Consider the following 23137-nt stretch of genomic DNA (forward strand, 5'->3'; position numbering starts at 1 on the left):
GTCCGAGCCGAGGGTGGTGCCGTCGGGATGCTAACCGAGCTGCGGCACAACTTCTTTCGCGACCAGGTCGAGGTGATCGAGGTCGGACAGATCGAGCGTTTGCAGGTAGACACGGCTCGCGCCGATGTCGCGGTACCGGCCGATGGCCTCGACCACCTCGTCGGGCGTGCCTGCGGCACCGTTCTCCCGTAGCTCGGCGACGTCACGGCCGATGGCCTGTGCACGCCGCGCGATCTCGTCTTCGGTTCGGCCGCAACACAACACGAGGGCCACCGAGTAGGTGAGCTCGTCGGCGTCGCGCCCGGCCGCAGCACACGCCGAGCGCACCCTGTCGTACTGTGCGGCGACGACGTCAACGGGCTCGAAAGGGATGTTGAACTCGTCGGCGAAGCGCGCGGCGATGGCCGGGGTACGGGCCTTGCCCTTCCCGCCGATGATGATCGGCGGACGCGGCGTCTGCACCGGCTTGGGCAGCGCCGGCGAGTTCTTCAACGAGTAGTAGCGGCCATCGTGGTCGAAGTACTCGCCGACCGGCGTGCCCCAGAGCCCGGTGATGATCTCGAGCGATTCCTCGAACCGCTCGAAACGCTCCCCCACCGACGGGAACGGAATGCCATAGGCGAGGTGCTCGTCCTCGAACCACCCGGAGCCGAGCCCGAATTCGACACGCCCACCACTCATCTGGTCGACCTGCGCCACCGAGATCGCCAGCGGGCCAGGAAGGCGGAAGGTCGCCGAGGTGACCAGCGTGCCCAGCCGGATGCGACTGGTCTCCCGGGCCAGTCCGGCCAGCGTCACCCACGAGTCGGTCGGCCCCGGAAGACCATCGCCATCCCCCATCGCGCCAAAGTGATCCGACCGGAAGAACGCGTCGAATCCGAGGTCCTCGGTCGCCTTGGCGACGGCGAGCAGCTGATCGTAGTCGGCGCCTTGCTGGGGTTCGGTAAATATTCTGAAGTCCACTCTGATCAACGTACTCAGCCGGCCACCGTTACATGTGCGGGCCCGCACGGCGATCTCGCGACAGCAACGGACGGATGACCCGACCACCTCCGATCCGAATAGTGACACGGCGTCGGGTGGCCTAGACTTCACCGCACCGATTGCTCATCGGAACTTCGAGGTTCGGGATGCAACCACAACGGGGCGTTCGAGGGAAGACAGGGGGCGTAGTGGATTCGTCGTCGATGTGGCAGCCCGTCCCGTGGTACCTCACCGCGATCCCGCGGCCACGGCCCGACACCATCGAGCGTGAACGACTCAGTGATCGGCTGGCCGACCTGCTCGGCCGCCACCGTGTCGTGGCGGTGAACGCCCCGTCCGGACACGGCAAGACCGTGGCCGTCGCCGACTGGGCACGATCGAGCGACCTCCCGGTGGCGTGGTTGTCGGTCCCACACACCGAGAACGACCCAGGTGAGCTACTCCGCGGGATGATCAGCTCCGTCAGCCGGTTGCCGCAGCTACGCGACCACCCGGCCGTCGCCGCACTGCACACTCCTTCGACATCGACGAGCCCGGCCGGATTCGCCGCCACGGTGGACGAGATCGGTCAGCGCGTCGTCTTGGTCCTCGACGACGCCCACCGCGCGGCCGACGCGCTCGCCGATCCGGCCATCGCGGACCTGCTGGAGCACGGTCCGGCGCGGTTGTCGATCGTGCTGATCGGGCACAGCACGTTGAGCCGCAGCGTCAGCCGCGCGATCCTGCATGGTGTGTGCGGGGTGATCGGCGCGTCGGAACTCACGTTCACCCTCGACGAGGTCGAGCGTGCCTGCGTCGATGCCGGACCGCAATTCGATCCTGGCCATGTGTGGACCGCCACCGGTGGCTGGCCCATTGCGGTCTACGCGTCCCGCATGGGCGGCCGGGCTGCATCGCTGGACGGCGGCGATCCCGAGTCGCTGCTGACCGACTACGTCGCCGACGAGATCCTCGCGCCCCTGCCGACCGAACTCTCGGAGTTCATTCTCGACACGACCACCACCGCGCGGTTCGATACCGAACTCGCCACCACCCTGACCGGTCGCTCAGATGCCGCCGCACTGATCGAGGAGTGTGTCCGCCGGGGGTTGTTCCTGAGCCGCTACAGCGACACCGCCCGATCGACGACCGTCTACGCGTGGCATTCGCTGTTCGTCGAACACTGTCGGCGGGTCCTGACGCGCACCGATCCGGACCGGCAACGCAAGGCGCGCGAGTCCGCCGCCGAACACCTGCGCGATACCGATCCCCTGCTCGCCGCCCGGCTGTCGCTGCTCGCCGACGATGCCGGACGCGCCGTCGACATCCTCGTCGACAACTGGGTCGGCCTGGTCATCTCCTCGGGTGCCACGCCGACCGAGGCGACCGCGACTTCGCTCGCCGAACACACCGACAATCCGGCCCATCTGTGCCACCTGACGTTCATCCGGGCCTGCTGCCGGGCGATCCGCGGGGACATGCTCGGTGCCCGCCGATTGTTCGATGACGCGTGCGCGCAGTTCGAGCGCGGGCCGGACGCGCGGCTCGAGCTGACCGCCGCGCTGACAACTATCCTCTACGCGGACGATCACACCTGCCTGGTGGCCGCCCATGATCGGGTTGTCGCAATACTCGACGATCCGGTGGCCGTCGAGCACATGCGTCCCGTTCTGCGTGCCGGTTGCGCATTCGTGGTCGGTTGGACGGCACCCCGGCTCCGGAGCGACGCCGACCGCGGGGTGGCCTTGATACGCACGGCGATCGAGGAATGCCGCGCCGCCGGACTCGCCACCCTCGCGCAGCGCGCCGAGAGCAACCACGCGTTCGCCCTGGCCTTCGCCGGCCGGTTCACCGAGATCGCCGAGACGATCAGCGCGTCCGCCGATCGCGGCCGAGATGGCGGCGAATGGGACTACTACGACGTCGGGATAAGCAATTTCACGCGCGGCTGGTTCAATTTCTGGACGGGCGAGCTCGACACCGCACTGGAATTCTTCTCGCGAGACAGGCAGTCCCGAACGATGGACGGCTATCCGCCGCTCGCCCGGTTGTACCGCGTGATCACCGCGGCCGTTCTGCACGACGGCACCGCGCTGCCCGACGCAGAGACCGGCGCGGAGTCGGTGGCCGATGAATTCCTGCACGGCGTGCCCTGGCCGGTGTACCGGCGTCTGGCATTCGCCCGGGCTGCCGAATTCAAGGGCGACGGTGACACGGTCCGACGGATGGCCACCGAGATCGAGCAGATCCCCGCAGTGCCGGTCTCCCGGGCCTTGTTCGCGGGCATGCTGCGCCGGCTCGGTGAACTCGATTGGTCGCGGCGCTTCCTCGAGGGCCTCGAGGCGCCGGAACTGCCGTCCTATGTTCGCGCCTATGCTTCGTTGACGCACGCCGTGATCGCCTGGCAGTCCGGCGACCGCGACCGGGCACATCGGCTGCTCGGAAAGTCGCTGGCGGTTGCCGAGCCGGAGCGCATCATGCTGCCGTTCTTGGACAACACCGATCTTGCGACCACCGAGCTCCTCGACGCGCACGTGTCCCGCGGCTCGGCCCCGCTCTTCCTCGCAGAAGCCCTGTCTCGGCGAATGTCGTTGTCGCACCGCTCCGCCGGTGTCTCGAGCCCGCTGACCAGACGCGAGCACGAGGTGCTCGAATACCTTCGGATGCCGATGACGGTGAACGAGATCGCCGATGCGCTGTTCATCTCACCGAACACCCTCAAAACGCACTGCCGGTCGCTCTACCGCAAGCTCGGGGTCACCAACCGTCGGGGAGCGGTACGTGTCGTCGGAGTTGCCGCACGCTGACGAGACGGCGACTGTTCGGCTACGCGGCCGCGGCACCGGTCACCGTTCCCAGCTGGACGCCGGGCACCCGGGGCAACCGCTGGGCGATGAGCAACCCGAACGCCGCGAACACGATCGCCAGCAGCAGGGCCGCCTTGATGGCCATGAGCTGCGCGTCGACGTAGTGGTCGATCAGGGCATTCACCTCCGACGCCGGGACGTGGTGGGCGGCGGCCACGTCGTCGAGCTGATCACGTGCGAGGATGTCGATCCCGTCGTCGGTCTCGGTGGCGATGACCGCCTTCGTCTGCGCCGAGATTGCCGGATCGCTCTGCGCCGCATGGTCGAAACCGGCACCGAGTGCGCTGATGAGCAGTGCACCGATCATCGCCACACCGACGGACATGCCGATGTTCTGGGCGGTACCCTGCAGTCCGCCCGCCTCACCGCGCTCGCTGTCCTTCGCCGACGACATGATCACGTTGCCGAGTTGCGAGGCAACGAAACCGAAGCCGGCGCCGAAGATCGCCATGCCCACCGCGAACAGGGCGCCGTTCAGCTCCGGTTCGATCGTCGACACCAGGATCACCGAACCGATGACGACGAGGACGAGACCGGATGTGACGATCGCCCGTGGTGAGAGCTTGTGTCCCAGAACAGGTCCGGAGAACGCCGCAATCAGCATGGCGATCGACATCGGTGCCAGCTTGATCCCCGTCTCGAAAGCGTTGTGGCCCAGCACGTATTGCAAGTAGATCGGGATGACGAAGAACACCCCGCCGATGATCGTCTGCTGCGCGACGAGCATCACCAGACCATTGCGCAACTGCAGCCGACGCAAGAGAGCCGGATTCATCAGCGGCTTGTGCCCGCCCTTGATCCGGCGGCGCTCCCAGCGGAGGAAGCACGCCAGCACGAACAGGCCCGCCGCGATCATGAACGGAACGACCGAGAAACCGAACGGGGTGATCTCGTGCCCGGCGACGGTGAGCGCGCCCGTCGGCCGGAACAGCCCCCAGGTGCCCGCCTGCAGCAATCCCAGCACCACCAGACCGAGTCCGAGTGATGACAACGCCGCTCCGCCCCAGTCGATTTCCCGATTCGGGTCGGGTTTGCCGTCGGTGATCAGGCGCAGGCACGCCACCACCCCGACACACACGACCGTTTCGGCGCCGAAGACCACCCGCCACGTCAGCGCCTCGGTCACCCACCCGCCGATCAGCGGGCCGGCGGCGGCACCGGCGGCGGCGATTCCGCCGAGCGCACCATATGCGGTGGCGCGGTCCTTGCCGGTGTAGTTGGTCGCGGTCAGCGAGATGATCGCCGGCATCACCAGCACCGCCCCGGCACCTTCGACGAAAGACCAGCCGAACAACAGCCACCCGAGCGACGGGCTGAACGCGGTGATCAGCGAACCGGCGCCGTAGACGAGGAGTCCGACACCGAAGATCCGTTTGCGGCCGAAAATGTCTCCGAGGCGTCCGCCGAGCAACATGAACGAACCCATGACGAGTGTGTAGAGCGTGATCGCCAACTGCACCTGCGTGATCGAGGTGTCGAGATCGGCGACGACATCGGCGACCGACACGTTCATCACCGTGGTATCCAGCACCATGATGAACTGTGCGGCACACAAGATGATCAGTACCGACCAGCGTGTCATCACGCAAAGGTAAGCATCTGTCGCAGCTGAGCTGTCATACCTTCGGGGTGAATTGCCGATCCCAGGCCGCCGATTCCGCACGTTGTGCGTGAACGGGCCGCGCCGACTACCTATTCTCGGCTGATATCGCCACTCGGGCAGTCGTGCCCGGCCGTGCGGAGGAGGCATCGTGTTCGGCATCGCGGCGCACCTCATCCCAGAACGGCAACGCCGAACACTCGACGAGCTCGTCGACCGCCTCGACCTGAATTCCGGTGACGTCCGGTCGAAGCAGTCGGCATTCTGGATCATGCTGACCTTGTCGGCGATCATCGCGGTCGCCGGCGTGATCGGCGACAGCACCGCCACCGTCATCGGTGCCATGATCGTTGCGCCACTGTCGACTCCGATTCTCGGCATCGGCCTGGGCATCGTCAGTGGCCGTGGACGGCTGGTGGCAACGAGCGTGGCCTATGTCCTTGCCGGCGTCGTCGTGGTGACCGTACTCGGTGTGCTGTTCGCCCAGGTGTTGCCCAATCCCACCAACGTGCTCACCAATTCGCAGGTGCAGGGCCGCACCTCACCGACTGTGGTGGACCTCGTCGCCGCGTTGGCGACCGGGCTCGTCGGTGCCGTCGCGGTGACCCGCCGCGACGTCGGTGACGTACTGCCGGGGGTGGCGATCGCCATCAGCCTGGTACCACCGCTCGGAGTGGTCGGGGTATGTCTGGGGTCGGGGGCGCCCTCGTTGGCGCTCGGCGCCTTCGTGCTGTTCGCCTCGAATGTGGTGGCAATGGTCATCACCGCCGTCATCGTGTTCACGGTCGCCGGAATCGCACGGCCCGAGGCAGATTCGACGCCCCGATCGGCTGCACCACACTCCGCACCGCGCCGGGCACGCGCCTACACCGTGTTGCTCGTCGCGCTGGTCGTCGTCGCGGTGCCGATGGTGATCAATTCACTCACCTCCCTGTGGGCCGGCCAAGTCGCCGACGCCACCCGGGACTGGCTCGATTCCGCCGGTGTTGCGTCGGCCGAGGTGACCGATGTGGCGTGGAGCGGCGACACCGTGACGGTGAACGTGCTGGCCCCCGGTGCGTTACCCCCGATCGATTCGCTGCACCGGACCGTCGACGGACTCGTCCCGTGGGACCCGCAGCTCGTGGTCGTCCACACCACCGGCAGCCGGGAGTCGGCCAACTGAGATCACCACCGACCGAGCACCGCGTTTTCACCCCATGCGGGTGTTGACACCACCTACGTGCGACACAAGGCTGGGGCAGCACGGCTGATACCCGCAATCCCGAGGTGAAGGTGACTGACATGACAGATACCCGTGAAGCCGACCCGAGCATTTCCCGGGCCAATGACCAGCTCCGTTCGACGCTTCCCTTTGGCGACACCGCCGACCAGACCGCCGCGGACCGCGGATTCGTCGCTGCCCTCGACTCGCCGATCATCCCCGATGCCGACGGCACCGCGGTCTGGGACTGTGCCGAATTCTCCTTCCTGGGCGACGACTGCCCACCCACCGCCAACCCGAGTCTCTGGCGGCAATCCGGCCTGGTGGCCAAGCACGGCTTGTACGAGGTCACCGATCGCATCTACCAGATCCGCGGCTTCGATCTCTCCAACATGACGATCGTGGAGGGCGATACGGGCGTCATCGTGATCGACCCGCTCATCTCCCAGGAGACGTCCGCGGCGGGGCTGGCCCTCTACCGGCGCCACCGCGGTGACCGTCCGGTGGTCGCGGTCATCTACACGCATTCACACATCGACCACTTCGGCGGTGTCAAGGGGGTGACGACCCAGGAGGCCGTCGACGCCGGCGACTGCGTGGTTCTCGCGCCCGCCGGGATGGTCGAACATGCGGTGGCCGAAAATGTCTACGCCGGAACGGCTATGGGCCGTCGTTCCGCGTACATGTATGGCGCGGCACTGCCGCGGGGTCCGCGCGGCGCGATCGGTGCGGGGTTGGGTCAGTCGACGTCGACAGGTACGGCCACGTTGATCGTGCCGACCCGCGACATCTCCGTCACCGGCCACACCGAGACGCTCGACGGGGTCCAGATCGAATTCCAGCTGACCCCGGGCACCGAGGCCCCCGCGGAGATGAATTTCTACTTCCCGCAGATGCGGGCACTGTGCATGGCCGAGAACGCCACGCACACCCTGCACAACCTGCTGACCCTGCGCGGAGCGCTGGTGCGCGACCCCCACGTGTGGTCGAAGTATCTCACCGAGGCCATCAACACGTTCGCCGGCCGCTCGGACGTGCTGTTCGCGTCGCACCACTGGCCCACCTGGGGCACCGACGATCTCACCGAATTCCTTGCTCTGCAACGTGATCTGTACGGCTATCTGCACGACCAGACGCTGCGCGCTCTCAATCAGGGTCGGACCGGTCTCGAGATCGCCGAGGACATCGAACTCCCGCCCACGCTGGCGAACGCCTGGCACACCCACGGCTACTACGGTTCGGTGAGCCACAACGTCAAAGCCATCTACCAGCGGTACATGGGGTGGTTCGACGGCAATCCGGCTCACTTGTGGGAGCATCCGCCGGTCGAGTCGGCCGTCCGGCACGTCGAGTTCATGGGCGGCGCCGATGCGGTGCTCGAGAAGGCACGAAAGTCGTTCGACGATGGCGATTTCCGCTGGGTCGCCACCGTACTCAACTACGTCATCTTCGCCGACCCCGACAACGCAGCCGCGAAGGCCCTGCAGGCCGACACCCTCGAACAGCTGGGGTACGGATCGGAGAACGGCACCTGGCGCAACTTCTACCTGATGGGCGCCTACGAGCTCCGCCACGGCCCCATCGGCACCCCGACCACCGCGGCCGCCCCCGACATCGCCGCCGCGCTGACGGTGGAGCAGCTGTTCGACGCGGTGGCGTTGCGCGTCAACGGTCCGGCGGCATGGGACGCGCACATCGTCATCGACTGGCGCATCACCGATGAAAACCGTTTCTACCGCAGCGAATTGCGTAACGGCGTGCTCGTGCATCACGATATCGACGCCGCCGCGGCGTCGGCCGGACTCACGATCAGCGGTACCCGCCCAGCACTACTGGGCATCATCTTGGCCGGTGCCGACACCCAACAGGCCGTGGCCGACGGCCTCATCCAGATAGACGGCGACGCCACGCTCTTCACGAGTCTCGCCGGCTACCTGGACTCCCCCGACACGGACTTCGCCATCGTCACGCCGTGATGGCCGCGGCAGACGAAATATAACGTGCACCTATAGCGACGGCCGTGACGATTATCGTCGCGGCCGTCGCTATAGCTGCACGTTATATTTCGTCGCGGTGTACTTCTCACCCAAAGGGTCTGCCGACGAGGCTACCGACCGCAGGCCAACGCTCGATACACCGCCGAATCCCCGACGGTGCCGAGAAAATATCTCGGTTGCCGGGACAGATCGTCATCGGTGCGGCATGGTTGACCAAACGATCAACTGATCATGTGGTCAACTCGCGGGCGCGAGTTCGGAGTGGGGGTTCTCGATGCGCCGGATGACGTTCGACGAGAGACGTACCGAGCTGATCGATGCCGCGATCCGGGTGATCGCGCGCGACGGGCTCGCCGCTGCGACGACACGCGCCATCGTGGGCGAGGCGGGCATGCCACAGGGCGCCCTGTTCTACATCTTCTCCTCGCGCGAGGCCCTGATCAGCGCGGTCATCGAGGAGATCACCGGCGCCGAACGGCTCGGGGCCCTGCTCAGCATCGAGCTCTCGGCGCCCGACATCGGAGTCGATGAGGTGCTGACCACCGCCATGGACTCCTACCTGCGGCTGCTGGAGCGTGATCCGAGACGCGAGATCGCACTCCTGGAGGTCGCCACCCATGCGATGCGGCATGACCCCGATGCCGGGCGACGACAATGGGCCACCTACCGCTCGGCCGTCGCCGACGCCCTGACCTTCATCGCGACGACGATGCAGCTGCGCTGGAGCATGCCCGTCGAGGAGCTGGCACACATGGTGACCTCCTCGCTCGACGGGCTGACACTGTCGTGGCTCACCGACCGCGACAGTGCCGCCGCGCGCAGGCATATCGCGGTTCTGGCAACCACCTTCGCCGCCATGGCGATTCCCCTCGCAGATCCAGCTTCTACGGAGACCGCCGACAACACAGAGGAACACCACCGACGATGACGACCCCGCCCCACTCACCATCACTGTCACGCCGCGGGCTGCTGGCCGGCGCAGCGGGCGTGACCGCACTCGGAGTGGCCGCCGCCGCAACGACTTCCGCCACCGGGCGTGCACATGCGGCGCCGTCGACGGGCTATCTCGTCGGCGCCGGCCGCGGCGACATCACCGGAGCCATTGCCGGACAGGGCATGATGGGCTATTCCGATCTCTCCCAGGTCGCCAGCGGACTGCTGCAGCGGGTGTGGGCGCGGGCCTACATCATCGCCGACGCCGCGACCGGCAAACGCGTAGCGTTCGTCAACGCCGACCTCGCGTGCATCTTCGAGTCCCATCGGGTCGGTGTGATGAAGGCCCTCGCCGAACGTTTCGGAAACATCTACACCCAGGAGAACGTCAATCTCAACGCCACCCACAACCACAACTCGTGTGGTGGCACCGCCTGGGACTACGCGTATATTCTTGCCGCACTGGGACATCAAGAGAATTCATACCGCGCCGAGGTCGACGGCATCGTCGAGGCCATCACCGCCGCACATCACAGTCTGGCGCCGGGCACGCTCGAACTCGGGCACAGCGATCTCCACGACGCCAGCGCCAACCGTTCGCCGGAGGCGTTCGTCCGCAACCCCGCCGCTGACCAAAAGCACTTCCCCGACCACATCGACCCGCAGGTCACCTCCCTGCGACTGCGCCAGTCCGGCAGCGTGATCGGCGAGATCACCTGGTTCGCCACCCACGGCACCTCGCTGACCGATGCGAACACCCTCATCTCCAGCGACAACAAGGGGTTTGCCTCGTACCTGGCCGAAAGTGCGGATCCCGCAGTGGTGGCGGCCTTTCCACAGACCAATGCCGGGGACATGACACCGAACCTGTGGGTGCGCAAGATGCACCCGGGTGGCCCGACGGGCGATCACCGCACCAACCGCGCGATGATCGGTGAGCGTCAATACCGGGCCGGCCAACGGGCTTTCGCCGCATCGCGGCCGGTGACCGGCGGCCTCTCCTATGCCTACCGATTCATCGACCTCGCCGATGTGCCCATCGACGGGCACTACACCCCCGACGGCAAACCCGCGCGGACCACGCCCGCCATCATGGGCGCCGGTGCCGCGGCCACCAGCACCGAGGACAACACCCGGAGTCAATTGAGCTTCCTGCACGAGGGCATGGTGCTGCCCTTCGCACGGGCACTCGGCGTCGACACCACCGCCACCCCGCCCGCGTGGGCCACCGCCATCCAGGCACCCAAGCTCGACCTCTTTCCACTCGGCTATCTGCCACCTCGGCCCTGGATTCAGCAGGTGCTGCCGATCCAGTTGATCCGGATCGGCGATCTCGTACTCGCCGGCGGACCTGCCGAGTACACCATCGTCGCCGGCCTGCGGATCCGGCGCGTCGTCGCCGACGCTCTCGGTGTGCCGCTGGAAAATGTGCTGATGCAGGGATATTCGAATGCGTACAGCCAATACGTGACGACGCCCGAGGAGTACCTGTCCCAGCAATACGAGGGCGGCGAGACGTTGTTCGGCCGGTACACACTGTGCGCCTACATGCAGGAGTTCGACCGGCTGGCCCGCGCCATGGCCACCGGCCGACGCCTCGCGCCCGCCCCGGTGCCCACCGACACCAGCGGCGCGCAACCCGAGCTGCTCACCCCGGTTCCCGCCGATAGCCCGGTGCGCGGCACCACCTTCGGCGCCGTCACCACCGCGCCGAAGCCGCGATACACGGCCGGACAGACTGCGACGGTATCGTTCTCCGGCGCCCATCCGAGCAATCGGGTGCATCGCGTGGCCGCCGACGGATCCCGGCCGGGCGACGGCTACTACGTGATCGAGCGCTTCGACGGGGGACGCTGGGTCACCGCCGAGGACGACGACGGGCCGTCCGGTGAACTCGACTGGAAGCGCCCGGACGGCCAGGCATCCGCGTCGGTCATCACCATCTCGTGGCGAATCCCGCAGGACACCAAGGGGCGTCACCGGATCCGGTACTTCGGCGACGCCAAGTCGGCGTCCGGGCGGCTGACCACGATCACCGGTGTCAGCCCGGCCTTCGACGTGAGCTGACCACCCGAGTCGGGCCGGAGAAAAGCGCAGCGAGGACCACGACCATCGTCGCCGCGGCGGGCAACACGATCGCGCCGGCCGCCAGCGTCGAATAGCCGAGCGCGTTCTGCAGATACTGCTGCCCGACGTACATCGCACCCATCAACGTGCCGAAGATGACGATGCCGCCGACCGCCGCCACCCAGAACGTCGGCCGTGCTGCGATCCGGAAGTCGTAGAGCGGCACTGCTATTCGCAACTGGCGCCACACGAACAGGATCGCCGCGACCACCGCGACCGCGGCGAGGATCCAGACGGTCGTGGCCATGTTGTGCAGTGGCGCGAAATTGATCGCGAGAACCGTGGCGCCGACCAGGACGATCGAGACGACGCCCCCGATGTTGTCGACGACGACCTCGGTGTCACCGCCGTCCTTGGGCACCACCCACCACGCGCCGACGAGGGCGATCACTGCCAGCGGCACCGTCAAGAAGAACACCGAATGCCAGGCGAACTTCTCCGGTAACGCCCCGGACACCAGCGGCCCGCACGCCGAGATCGCCCCGCCGACCGCCGACCAGGCCGCGATGGCCAGCCCCGCCGCGATGCCGCCGAGTACCCGCGCACCGAAGAGAACGTCGGGGTCGGTGGCGAATCCGGCGATGAGCGATGCGGGCAGGGTGAGCAGCATGCCCGCGATGAGCAACCGACGCCGACCGTGGCGGTCGCCGAGCACACCGAAGTACAGCACCGACGCGGCCAGGCCGAGCGAATAGCCGACCGCGATGAGATTGAGCTGCGTCGAACTCGCATCGAGCGATTTCCCGATGTCCGGCAGCGCCACGTTGGCCACGGACAGATTGATGTTGGCGACGCCGGCCACGATGATCAGGGCCGCCAGCACCAGCGCCGAGCGCGGCGGACTCGCCCCTGGGCGTCGGCGCGGTGTCCGGTCGTGGCCACCCACAGAGCCTCCGATGCCGCCACGGTCGGCGGGCGATGTTCGTGAGCAGTTCTGCCCCAGAGACGCAGTTGCTCCACTTGCCGAAGCTTTACAAGTCGCCGCGCCCACCCAATGTTTTCCTTGGGTAGTATGGGGCCATGACCACGACGCGCCCCTCCACCCCGGTACGACAACAGCGCTCCGCTCGCGGCCGCAGTGCCACGACGAAGAAGTCGCCGGGCTCGGCGGGTGATGACCCCGTCGCCGCGTTTCGCGTGCAAGCGCTCAGCAGCGCGTTCTCCGGCGCCCGATTGGCGGCCCTGATCGGGGTCAGCCCGTCGCAGCCATCCCGATGGGCAAGCGGCAAGGAACGCCCTGGGCCCGCGGCGGCGGCCGCGCTCATCGACCTCGACCACGTCTACGCCCGCGCGCGGCTGGTGTGGGGACCGGAGGCTGCGGCCATCTGGATCGAGAGCCCCAACGCGTTCCTCGACGGCGCGCGGCCGGTCGATGTTCTGCAGCAGGACGGAGTCGCACGCGTCTTGGATGCCCTGGATGCCGAGACCTGGGGCGGGGCCGCCTGACCCGTGCTCGTCTATCGAGTGTTCCCTTATCTCGCCGGCGCCAAAGCGGGTAGGCCCGGCCATCCGCTCTATGAGCATCGGCCGCAACGCGGCGGGCGCGTCGACCATCCCGACTACTACACGTGGTATCTGGCGCGCGAAGCCGCCGGCGCTTGCGGCGAGTCGTTCGGCAACCTCTCCCGCTGGACCGACGACATGTTCGATGTCCCGTTCATCGCGGGCGCGCGCCGGGCCTTGGCCGTGTTCAGACTCCCCGACGATCTGCGCGTGTGCGATCTCGACGACCCGCACCGGCTCGTCGAGCAGCAGCTGCGGCCTACCCAGGTCGTTGCCCGCAACCTTGCAGTCACTTCGGCATGGGGACACCGCATCTGGTCTCAACACGATGCGGCGATCGACGGGCGGCGCTGGCAGGCCGTGCAGTGGTGGTCATTTCACCGGCCCTTCTGGACCGTGCTGGGCTGCTGGCAACGCCCCACACTCGAACGCGTCGAACCACTGACCATCGACCACCCGGCAATCGTCGACGCCGGTCGCGCCCTCTACCGCGAGATACGTTGACCCGCAACCGGTCCGTCGCCTGGGCGCACTGGCCATGCTGTGGCCCACCTCGGTGGGTGCCGTTCACGGCGTGCGCGCGACGTCGGCGGCCACCGCGGCCAGACCGTCGACGACCGCCGCGATCGCAGCGCGCGGGTGCGGACGCGTCAGCGCCTCGTAGACGCGTGCCGCCCGAACTCCCTTGAGTTCCAGGCGAACCACTCCCGGGTCGCGCGTCGCATGTCGTGGCATCAGCGCGATCCCATGGTCGGCGGCGACCAGCGACTCGATGGTGGCGAAGTCGAGCATGCGTTGGGTCACCCGCGGTGCCACACCGGTCAACGCGGAAATCGACTGGAGCACATCGTCGACGGGAAATCCGCCGAGCACGCTGATCCAGTCCCGGTCGGCGAGTTCGGACACGGTGACACGTCGGTGAGCGGCCAGATCCGAGGTGCGCGCGACGATCACGTCGAGGGGCTCGCGCATCAGTTCGGTGACCGCGACCCGGGGGTCCGTCCGAGTCGGCATGCGTTCGTCGCGATGGGTGACGACGATGTCGAAATCGGCCAATGCCGTTGCCGCCTCGGCATATCCGACGTCGAGGTGAAAGGCGTAGGCGTCGGTGCCCGACGACTTCGCCCGCGTCAGCACGTCGGGCAACAGCAGCGACGCACCGGACGGGAACATCGCCAGCCGCACCGATGCGTGTCCGGATCGGTACGACGCCATCTCGTCTTGTGCGCGTTCGACCGCCGCGATGACGTCGTCGGCGCGCAACACCAGCGCCTGCCCCGCACCGGTCAACCGGATACGTCGCCCGTCCGGTTCGAGCAACGCCACCCCGGCCTCCTCGGCCAGCACCTTGAGTTGCTGTGACACCGCCGACGGCGTCATGTGCAACGCGTCGGCGACCGCGCCGATCGATCCGCGATCGGCGAATTCCCGCAGCAGACGCAGCCGACGAACCTCCATGTCGGGATCATAAGGCCTCGAATGCCCACGGAAGCCGGGCCCGGAATCCATCATGGAGGTATGCGCAGTCGTCGCGTGAGACATCCCGACGGTTCGGAGGTGCTCTTCACCATCCGCCAACTCGCCCTCTCCGACGAGGAGTTCGACCGTGACGCCGAGACGGTCGCCGCGAATCTCGCGCGGCTGCCCACCCTCATGGAACAATCCGGACCAGAGTCCGGTTAACTGGTGTCATGAGCAAGAACATCGGCTTCCTCTCCTTCGGACACTGGTCACCGTCGCCGGGTTCACAGACCCGCACGGCCGCCGACACCCTGCTGCAGTCGATCGACCTCGCCGTCGCCGCGGAGGAACTCGGCGCCGACGGCGCATACTTCCGGGTGCATCACTTCGCACGGCAGCTCGGCTCCCCGTTCCCGCTGCTGGCAGCCGTCGGCGCCAAGACCGACCGCATCGAGATCGGCACCGGCGTCATCGACATGCGCTACGAGAATCCGATGTACATGGCCGAAGACGCGGGCGCGGCCGACCTCATCGCGGGCGGCCGGCTGCAGCTCGGGATCAGCCGCGGATCGCCGGAACAGGTCATCGAGGGCTACAAGTACTTCGGCTATGTCCCCGCCGAGGGCCAGTCCGACGCCGACATGGCACGCGCCCACACCGACGTCTTCCTCAAGGTCATCGACGGTGCACGCTTCGCCGAACCGAACCCGTCCCCGATGTTCCCCAACCCGCCGGGCCCGCTGGGCATCGAGCCGCAGTCACCAGGGCTGCGCGACCGCATCTGGTGGGGTGCCGGCAGCCGCGCGACCGCCGAATGGACCGCCGAGCAAGGCATGCACCTCATGTCCTCGACGCTGCTCACCGAGGACACCGGCGTGCCCTTCCACGAATTGCAGGCCGAACAGATCCGCCGCTTCCGCGACGCCTGGAAGTCCGCGGGACACCCGCACGAGCCACGAGTGTCGGTGAGCCGCAGCATCTTCCCACTGGTGAGCGACATGGATCGCGCCTACTTCGGACGTGATCGCTCGAGCACCGATCAGGTCGGGCACATCGACGGCGGTCTGGCACGCTTCGGCCGCAGCTACGCCGACGAGCCCGACAAACTCATCGAGCAACTCCGCGAGGACGAGGCCATCGCCGCTGCGGACACGCTACTGCTGACGGTGCCCAACCAACTCGGCGTCGACTACAACGCACACGTCATCGAGGCGATCCTCACCGAGGTGGCACCCGGACTCGGCTGGCGCTGAAACCTTTCGAGGATCCGCCACAGCCTGGTTGCGACAACAGGTGACCGGTGAAGCATTCCTGAATTGTTGATGTAAAAGAATTCGATTGTGCTTCATCGATTGCGCCTCGACGATGGATGCCATGACCACTCGCGACCGCCTGCTCGGCCTGACCGTCGTCGTTCTCTGGGGCCTCAACTTCATCGCCATCCGAGTGGGTCTCGACCACTTCCCGCCGTTCTTCTTCGCGGCGCTGCGCTTCGGCGTGATGGCCGTCCCGGTGGTGCTGTTCGTCCGATTCCCTCGGGTTCGGATGCGCTGGTTCCTGCTGTACGCGTTGGGGTTCGGGTTCGGGCAGTTCGCGTTCCTGTTTCTCGCCATGGAACTCGGCATGCCGACCGGACTGGCCTCGCTGGTTCTACAGACCTCGGCGCCGTTCACCGTCCTGCTGGGTGTGTTCTTCCTGCGCGAACGGCTGGTGCCCGCGCAGATCCTCGGTATCGCGGTGGCCGTCGCCGGGATCGTCATCATCGGCGTCGACCGTGCGGGACACTCGTCGATCGGCTTGGGCATCGTCATCCCGATGGTGCTCACCGTCATGGCCGGTCTGTCGTGGGCGTTCGGCAACATCGGCAGCCGCCTGGCCCGGCCCGACGACGCGCTGCGGATGACTTTATGGATGTCGGTGGTGCCGCCGATCCCGTTCTTGGCGTTAAGCTTTGCCACCGAGGGCCCCACTGCCGACCTCGAGTCGCTCACGACCCTGGGCTCCTCATCCGGACTGATCGCCCTCGTCGGACTCGCCTACGTGGTGTTGTTGGGCACCATCGTCGGCTCCGGACTGTGGACGATGCTGATGAAACGGTACGAGGCCAGTCGAGTCGCACCGCTTTCACTGCTGGTGCCTGTCGTCGGCATCAGCGCCTCCTGGCTACTGCTCGGCGAGGTGCCCGGCGGCATCGAGATCGCCGGTGCCGCACTGGTCATCGCCGGATGCGCCGCCGGAATCCTGGCGGCGCCGCGGTCGAGGGTGCGGGCCGCAGAGGCACCGTCACCTCGACCCGCATCCGTCACACAGTGACCGGCGTTCCGACTGCGCGGCACCTCCAGAGCGAGAACGCCGATCGTCACCCCTCCCTCACACGACCACTTTCCACATGCCATGCTCGATCGAGGCGGACGTTGGCGAGCATCCGGCGGTCGTGGGTGACCAGCAGGACGGCGCCGTCGTAGGAATGCAACGCCGACTCGAGTTGCTCGATGGCGGCGAGGTCCAGATGATTGGTCGGCTCATCCAGCACCAGAACATTGGTGCCGCGTGCCTGCAACAGGGCGAGCGCAGCGCGGGTGCGCTCGCCCGGCGACAGGTCCGATACCGCCCGATCGACGTGATCGGCGCGCAGCCCGAACTTCGCCAACAGTGTCCGCACCTCGGCGGTGCTGTAGTCGGGCACGAGCTCCTCGAAGCGCTCGGCCAGCGGCGCTGCACCCTCGAATTCGCTTCGTGTCTGGTCTATTTCACCGATGGCGACGTTGGCGCCCAGGTGCACGGTCCCCGAATCGGGCGCGAATCGGCCGAGCAACAATCGCAACAGCGTGGACTTTCCCGCGCCGTTGGGTCCGGTGATGCCGATCCGCTCACCAGCGTTCACTTGCAGCGACACCGGGCCCAGGACGAAATCCCCTTGCCGCACCTCAGCATCGTTCAGAGTCGCCACCACCGAACTCGATCGTGGTGCCGCGCCGATCGTGAACTCGAGTACCCATTCCTTGCGCGGCTCGGCCACCTCCTCCAGACGCGCGATCCGGCTCTCCATCTGACGAACCTTCTGTGCCTGCTTCTCGCTCGACTCGGTGGCCGCGCGCCGCCGGATCTTGTCGTTGTCGGGAGCCTTGCGCATCGCGTTGCGCACTCCCTGACTCGACCATTCGCGTTGAGTCCTCGCTCGCGCCACAAGATCGGCCTTCTTCTCGGCGAATTCCTCGTATTCCTCACGCTTGTGACGCCGCGCGACCTCACGCTCGTGCAGGTAGCTGTCGTAGCCGCCACCGAAGAGTGTGTTGGTGTGCTGGGCGAGATCGAGCTCGAGCACTGCGGTCACACTGCGCGACAGGAACTCTCGATCATGGCTCACCAGTACGACGCCACCGCGCATACCGCGGACCACATCTTCGAGGCGATCGAGCCCGTCGAGATCGAGATCATTGGTCGGCTCGTCGAGCAGCACCACGTCGAACCGCGAACACAACAACGCCGCCAAGCCCACTCGCGCCGCCTGACCACCGGAAAGCTCGGTCATCAGAACCGATTCCGGTGCCACGGCGTCTCGGTGGAAGCCCAGATCGTCGAGAACCCCGGGTAGACGCTCATCGAGGTCGGCCGCGCCCGACGCCAGCCAGTGGTCGAGTGCCGCCGCATAGACATCGGCGGTACCGACGGAGCCGGACGTCGGCGTCGAGTCGGCAAGCGCATCCGCCGCGGTGTCCATGGCCAGAGTCGCCTCCGCACATCCGGTGCGCCGGGCGACGTACTGGGCGACGGTCTCCCCCGGTATCCGCTCATGCTCCTGCGGCAACCAGCCGACGAATGCGTCTGCCGGCGCACGCGAGACGGTGCCGTGCAGTGGCGCGAGATCACCCGCGAGCACACGCAGTAGCGTCGTCTTGCCTGCTCCGTTGGCGCCCACGACACCGATCACGTCCCCGGGCGCGACGGTGAGATCGAGATGATCGAACAGGGTGCGGTGTGCATACCCGCCGGCGAGGTCTTTGGCGACGAGCGTTGCGGTCATCCAGACATTGTCGCAGCACCCGCGACGGCCGGGCAGCCGAGAGGGTGGTCAGCCGCTATTCGTATCTGACTCCGCCGGCAGCACGAACCTGATCGATGCGTTCCGCGTCGTCGTCTGTGTGTGGCAGGTAGGTCACCATCCGGACACCGGGAACGTTGGTGAGCTCGTAGCTCAGCGTCGTCAAGCAGATCGTCCCGGCCGGCGGACAGTTGAACACCTTGAACATGGGGCGCGGCGTCTCCACCGACTGACGTTCCCACTCGTCGGCGACCACCGGTGACGCTGCGGTGATCTGCTCGATGAAGCTCACCCAGTCGGGATCATCGAGGTGATCGCCGTAGGCACGCCGGACGTGGCGAACCATCGCGCGCAGCAGTGAGTCGTCGACCAGAGGCCGCTGCCCCTCTTCGGCAATGGCTATCTGCCACAACACATTCGCACCCATACCTCGAGCCGAGCTGACCCCGGGGAACAACAGACGATAGGTGTGATTGGCGCTCAGCAAGTTGTAGCGACTGTCGTAGAGACACGCCGGTGCCGGATCAAGTGCATCCAGAACACGCTGCGCCCCAGCCGGAATCTCGAAGTCCGCACCAGCGCGTCCGGGGGTGCCCGGCACTTCGGCGAGCCGGTAGAGATGTTCGTGTTCGGTGGGATCGAGTCGCAAGACGCGAGCCACGGCGTCGATCACCTGTGCGCTCACGTTGATCGGCCGCCCCTGTTCCAGCCATGTGTACCAGGTGATGCCGACACCGGCGAGTTGCGCCACTTCCTCGCGTCGCAGACCTGGCGTACGCCGACGCACCCCTGGCGCGATACCCGCGTCGGCAGGCGAGATGAGCGCCCGGCGTGACCGGAGGAATTGCGCCAGCTCGCTGCGCTTTCGGGTATCGCGTGACGCCTCGCGACCAGTTGCGTCGCCCTGGGACAACGATGCGGGGACCACGGCCATCTTCTCATCGTGCACGTTGTCGCTCTCGTCTGCCAGGTGGTGGCAGTACCGGTATCAGCACGCTCTCACCACTGGCACCGCCGACGTCCGAGGGTGGCTTCATGACCGAGACATCATCGACGCACATCTCCTCTCCGCAGACCTCGACTCCCGGCGCACCGTCGGCGGTGATCGGCGGTTCCGGCGCTGTCCTCGCAGTACTGCTGACGGCCCAGTTCATGGCGCTGGTCGACGGAACCATCGTCAATGTCGCGGCCCCTGACATCCAGCGCTCCATGGGGGCGAGCACGGCGCAGGTGCAACTGATCGTCAGCGGCTACGTCATCACCTACGCCGCCGGACTCATCACCGGCGCACGCCTGGGTGACCGGTTCGGACATTCTCGTGTGATGCGGGCCGGGCTGGCGATCTTCACCGTGGCCTCACTCGCCTGCGGTCTGGCCGCAGACCCCGGACAGTTGTTCGCATTCCGCCTCCTGCAGGGCGTCGGCGGGGCATTGATGATGCCGCAGGTGATGAGCCTGATCCAACGCACCTTCGTGGGCTCGGCGCGTACACGCGCACTCGGCCTGTATGCCGTCGTCACGGCGACCGGTGCGGTCGCAGGGCAGATCATCGGCGGGGTCCTCATCACCGCCGACATCGGTCACACCGGGTGGCGCCCGACCATGCTGATCAATGTCCCCATCGGCGCGGCACTGTGGGCCATCCTGCGCATCAAGCGATCTGGCGAATCGGGGGACCCGGAGCGGACGATCGATCTCACCGGCGCCGCTCTCGGCGGCGGCTCGTTGTCCGCGCTGGTCGTACCGCTGATCCTCGGCCGCGAGTCCGGGTGGCCGGCGTGGACCTGGATCTCGCTCGTGGGAGCCGCTTGTCTGGCAGCGGCGTTCGTCGTCGTGGAACGCCGTGTCGAACGCGCCGGTGGGGTCCCGATGATCGCGGCAAGCGTCGTCCGCTCGCGCGGGATGATCCCCGCGGTTCTCACACTCGTCATCGTGTTCGCCTGCTACGCCGGATGTCTTCTGTCGACCTCGATTCACTTTCAGACCGGACTCGGTGAATCAGCCCTGTCCGGCGGAATCCGATTCTTGCCGTTGGCAATCGGGTTCAGCCTTGCCGGTCTCTCGTGGCAACGGCTGCCCGCCGCCCACCACAGCACCGTCGTTGTCGTCGGCGCGGCGACAACGGCAGTCGCATTCTTCACTCTTGCATGGTCTTTCGGGAACGGTGCGGACATCGCGACCGAGGCCGCTTTCGCGCTCTTGGGGCTGGGTATGGGGTTCGCGTTCAGTCCGGTCATCTCGGTCACCCTGGCGCGGGTGCCGTTGCGGTTCGCTGCCGATGCCAGCGGCATACTGTCCACCTCGTTCCAGGTCGGCAACGTGTTGGGGATCGCTCTCTTCGGATCGATCTATCTGTCGGCAGCCCAACGGTTCACGTCATCACATGCCATGTCCATCACGTCCTGGACGTTGGGCGCGGCATCGATCGCCGCCGGGGTGGCCGCCCTCGGTGTCGTCGGTGCGACGATCAGCGCCGACCGAGTCGCCGGCGCCCCGGCGACGTATCGTGCGGAGTGTGAAGAACCTGACCTGTGACGTCCGAGACGACGTCGCGCATGTGCAGTTGCACCGACCCGACAAGCACAACGGCCTCACCCTCGACATGCTGGGTGATCTGGCCGCCACCGCCGATCGCCTCGCCAAGGACCGGTCGCTGCGGGCGGTCATCCTCTCCGGCTCCGGTGCGTCGTTCTGTTCGGGACTCGACTTCGCCTCGGTGGGCACCGAACGCGGACGTGTCATGCGCAACCTCATTCCACGACGCGCAAACGCGGCCAACGGGTTCCAGTCCGCATGCTGGGCGTGGCGCAGTGTGCCGGTCCCGGTGATCGCGGTGATCACCGGCCACTGCTATGGCGGCGGACTGCAACTCGCCTTGGGCGCCGACTTCCGGTTCAGCACCCCGGATGCGGATTTCTCTGTGCTGGAAGCGAAATGGGGACTCATCCCCGACATGTCAATGTCGGTCAGCATCGCGCAACTGACACGCATCGACATCGCCAAGCGGCTGACCATGACCGGCGAGTTCTTCACCGCCGCACAGGCACTCGAATGGGGTCTGCTCAGCGAGGTTTCCGACGATCCGTTCGCCGCAGCCGATGATCTCATCGACAAGGTCCGGCAACGCTCACCCGATGCGGTCGCCTCGTCGAAGGCACTGTTCGAGAACACCTGGTTCAACGGCACCCGGCTGTCGTTCCCGGTCGAGCAGGCCTTGCAAGTGCGTCTGCTGCGCGGCCGCAACCATGCGATCGCCCGGAAGGCCGGGCTGGCCAAAGTTCCTGCGCGGTTTGGTGGACGGCAGTTCTGAGCGGGCTCCGGCATCCCTTCGGCGTATGCGACTGCCCGAAAAACTCAGAGCACCCCGCGCACCGCTTCGTGCATGCGGGAGACTGCTTGCCGCGCAGTGGGACTGAATCCGAGCATGTTGGCGAAGCCATGGATGAGTCCGGACTCGCGTTGCAGTGTGGTGGCCACGCCCGCGGCGCCGAGTTCGTCGTTGTATGCGATGCCCTCGTCGCGTAGCGGGTCGAAACCGGCGACCACCACGTGCGCGGGCGGCATTCCGGTCAGGTCCGCGGCGAAGAGCGGCGAGATGCGCGGATCGCCACGCTCGACTCCGGCGGGGATGTAGCACTCGGCGAACCATTCGATCCGTTCGGCGGTGAGGAAGTGGCCGGTGGCGAACTCCTCCCGGGAACCGCCGGTACGCGTCATGTCGGTGACCGGGTAGATCAACAACTGCAGGCACGGCGTCACCGCCTCGCCACGGAGATGATGCGCCAGGACCGTGGCCAGGTTGCCGCCCGCACTGTCACCGGCGACGACGAGACGGTCGGTGGCGACACCCCATTGCGGTGCCATCGCCACCGCGAAACGCCAGGCCGCGACGGCGTCGTCGAGAGCTGCGGGAAACGGATGTTCGGGTGCAAGCCGATACTCGACGGAGAGCACGTCGGCACCGGTGTCGAGGGCCAGGCGCCGACAGTACCCGTCGTGGGTGGCACGGCTGCCGAGCGCGAATCCACCGCCGTGGAAGAACACGACGAGACCGGTCGAGGTGACCTCGGCCCGATAGCGCGTCGCGGGAACAGGTGCGCCCGACGAACCGGGCTCGATCAGCAGATCCTCGACCACCGCGAGCGGCGGGGTCTTCTCCGCGGAGATCCCGGCATTGACCTCCAGGTTGCGTCGGGCCTTCGCAGCGCTCGCCCCGCCCATACCGCCGCCGGGAAGCAGCCGGGTCGCCGACCCGACGGCCAGCATCTCCGGCGCGATGTGCTCGCCGTCGGAGTTCACCGGGCAGAACCGCGACGCCGAGGTCGCCACGCCGGGCGGCACCCATCGGCCCAGCCGCAACACCGACCGGATGGGTCGGAGAGGCAGCGGAAGCGACAACGACGTGGCCCTACTCACGGCCGCGAGGGTACTCCGCGGGCG

The 23137-nt window shown here is 67.0% G+C and carries 18 protein-coding genes and 1 pseudogene; 12 read left to right on the plus strand and 7 right to left on the minus strand.

The genetic code is table 11. From position 1 onward, the window contains the following. Window positions 1–30: 30 nt before the first annotated feature. Window positions 31–963 carry an LLM class F420-dependent oxidoreductase gene (locus ACPXB3_RS03775; RefSeq protein WP_425726492.1) on the minus strand — a complete coding sequence of 311 codons (933 nt, stop codon included), beginning with the start codon at window positions 961–963 and terminating at the stop codon, window positions 31–33. A 224-nt stretch (window positions 964–1187) separates the two neighbouring features. On the opposite strand from ACPXB3_RS03775, the gene ACPXB3_RS03780 reads away from it, so the two are divergent. Then, the gene (locus ACPXB3_RS03780; RefSeq protein ID WP_425726494.1) at window positions 1188–3770 is read left to right on the plus strand and encodes a LuxR C-terminal-related transcriptional regulator; all 2583 of its coding nucleotides are present in this window, start codon (window positions 1188–1190) and stop codon (window positions 3768–3770) included. A gap of 19 nt (window positions 3771–3789) precedes the next feature. Here ACPXB3_RS03780 and ACPXB3_RS03785 read toward each other — a convergent pair whose 3' ends face one another. Then, entirely contained in the window at window positions 3790–5412 is a 1623-nt protein-coding gene (locus ACPXB3_RS03785; protein ID WP_425726496.1) for an MFS transporter, read from the minus strand. A 169-nt stretch (window positions 5413–5581) separates the two neighbouring features. Between ACPXB3_RS03785 and ACPXB3_RS03790 the strand changes: the two genes are divergently transcribed. From ACPXB3_RS03790 to ACPXB3_RS03805, 4 genes are all read left to right on the plus strand, one after another. Beyond that, window positions 5582–6595: a TIGR00341 family protein gene (locus tag ACPXB3_RS03790; RefSeq protein WP_425726498.1), complete on the plus strand. Its 1014-nt coding sequence runs from the start codon at window positions 5582–5584 to the stop codon at window positions 6593–6595. A 119-nt stretch (window positions 6596–6714) separates the two neighbouring features. Beyond that, window positions 6715–8610, plus strand: coding sequence for an alkyl/aryl-sulfatase (locus tag ACPXB3_RS03795; protein WP_425726500.1), 1896 nt, complete (start codon window positions 6715–6717; stop codon window positions 8608–8610). A 304-nt stretch (window positions 8611–8914) separates the two neighbouring features. Beyond that, entirely contained in the window at window positions 8915–9559 is a 645-nt protein-coding gene (locus tag ACPXB3_RS03800; protein WP_425726502.1) for a TetR/AcrR family transcriptional regulator, read from the plus strand. Further along, complete coding sequence (locus tag ACPXB3_RS03805; RefSeq protein ID WP_425726504.1) at window positions 9556–11631, plus strand: neutral/alkaline non-lysosomal ceramidase N-terminal domain-containing protein; 2076 nt, start codon at window positions 9556–9558, stop codon at window positions 11629–11631. The genes ACPXB3_RS03800 and ACPXB3_RS03805 overlap by 4 nt, the downstream gene beginning before the upstream one ends. A 34-nt stretch (window positions 11632–11665) precedes the next feature. Here the strand turns inward: ACPXB3_RS03805 and ACPXB3_RS03810 are convergent. Then, window positions 11666–12577: pseudogene (locus ACPXB3_RS03810) on the minus strand (MFS transporter); the annotation flags it as partial. A gap of 134 nt (window positions 12578–12711) precedes the next feature. On the opposite strand from ACPXB3_RS03810, the gene ACPXB3_RS03815 reads away from it, so the two are divergent. Both ACPXB3_RS03815 and ACPXB3_RS03820 read left to right on the plus strand, forming a co-directional pair. Next, complete coding sequence (locus ACPXB3_RS03815; protein WP_425705993.1) at window positions 12712–13137, plus strand: antitoxin Xre/MbcA/ParS toxin-binding domain-containing protein; 426 nt, start codon at window positions 12712–12714, stop codon at window positions 13135–13137. Between the two features lie 3 nt (window positions 13138–13140). Further along, window positions 13141–13698, plus strand: a complete 558-nt coding sequence (locus tag ACPXB3_RS03820) for an RES domain-containing protein (RefSeq protein ID WP_425726506.1) — start codon at window positions 13141–13143, stop codon at window positions 13696–13698. Window positions 13699–13761: 63 nt separating this feature from the next. Here the strand turns inward: ACPXB3_RS03820 and ACPXB3_RS03825 are convergent, their stop codons facing one another. Next, complete coding sequence (locus ACPXB3_RS03825; protein ID WP_425726508.1) at window positions 13762–14652, minus strand: LysR family transcriptional regulator; 891 nt, start codon at window positions 14650–14652, stop codon at window positions 13762–13764. Between the two features lie 60 nt (window positions 14653–14712). On the opposite strand from ACPXB3_RS03825, the gene ACPXB3_RS03830 reads away from it, so the two are divergent. From ACPXB3_RS03830 to ACPXB3_RS03840, 3 genes are all read left to right on the plus strand, one after another. Further along, a complete protein-coding gene (locus ACPXB3_RS03830) occupies window positions 14713–14877 on the plus strand; it encodes a hypothetical protein (protein WP_425726510.1) in 165 nt (54 codons plus the stop codon). Between the two features lie 8 nt (window positions 14878–14885). After that, a complete protein-coding gene (locus tag ACPXB3_RS03835; RefSeq protein ID WP_425726512.1) occupies window positions 14886–15908 on the plus strand; it encodes an LLM class flavin-dependent oxidoreductase in 1023 nt (340 codons plus the stop codon). A 121-nt stretch (window positions 15909–16029) separates the two neighbouring features. Beyond that, window positions 16030–16968 (plus strand): EamA family transporter, encoded by a 939-nt coding sequence (locus ACPXB3_RS03840; protein ID WP_425726514.1) that lies wholly within the window; start codon window positions 16030–16032, stop codon window positions 16966–16968. A gap of 46 nt (window positions 16969–17014) precedes the next feature. Here the strand turns inward: ACPXB3_RS03840 and ACPXB3_RS03845 are convergent, their stop codons facing one another. Then, window positions 17015–18679: an ABC-F family ATP-binding cassette domain-containing protein gene (locus ACPXB3_RS03845; RefSeq protein WP_425726516.1), complete on the minus strand. Its 1665-nt coding sequence runs from the start codon at window positions 18677–18679 to the stop codon at window positions 17015–17017. Between the two features lie 55 nt (window positions 18680–18734). Continuing rightward, window positions 18735–19631: a helix-turn-helix transcriptional regulator gene (locus ACPXB3_RS03850; protein WP_425726519.1), complete on the minus strand. Its 897-nt coding sequence runs from the start codon at window positions 19629–19631 to the stop codon at window positions 18735–18737. Between the two features lie 101 nt (window positions 19632–19732). Here ACPXB3_RS03850 and ACPXB3_RS03855 point away from each other — a divergent pair, with 101 nt between their 5' ends. Next, a complete protein-coding gene (locus ACPXB3_RS03855) occupies window positions 19733–21232 on the plus strand; it encodes an MFS transporter (RefSeq protein WP_425726521.1) in 1500 nt (499 codons plus the stop codon). Continuing rightward, entirely contained in the window at window positions 21222–22007 is a 786-nt protein-coding gene (locus ACPXB3_RS03860) for a crotonase/enoyl-CoA hydratase family protein (RefSeq protein ID WP_425726896.1), read from the plus strand. The genes ACPXB3_RS03855 and ACPXB3_RS03860 overlap by 11 nt, the downstream gene beginning before the upstream one ends. Window positions 22008–22051: 44 nt before the next feature. Here ACPXB3_RS03860 and ACPXB3_RS03865 read toward each other — a convergent pair whose 3' ends face one another. Beyond that, entirely contained in the window at window positions 22052–23113 is a 1062-nt protein-coding gene (locus ACPXB3_RS03865; protein ID WP_425726523.1) for an alpha/beta hydrolase, read from the minus strand. Window positions 23114–23137: the final 24 nt, after the last annotated feature.

This window comes from Gordonia sp. DT219, assembly GCF_049847065.1.
GTDB lineage: Bacteria > Actinomycetota > Actinomycetes > Mycobacteriales > Mycobacteriaceae > Gordonia.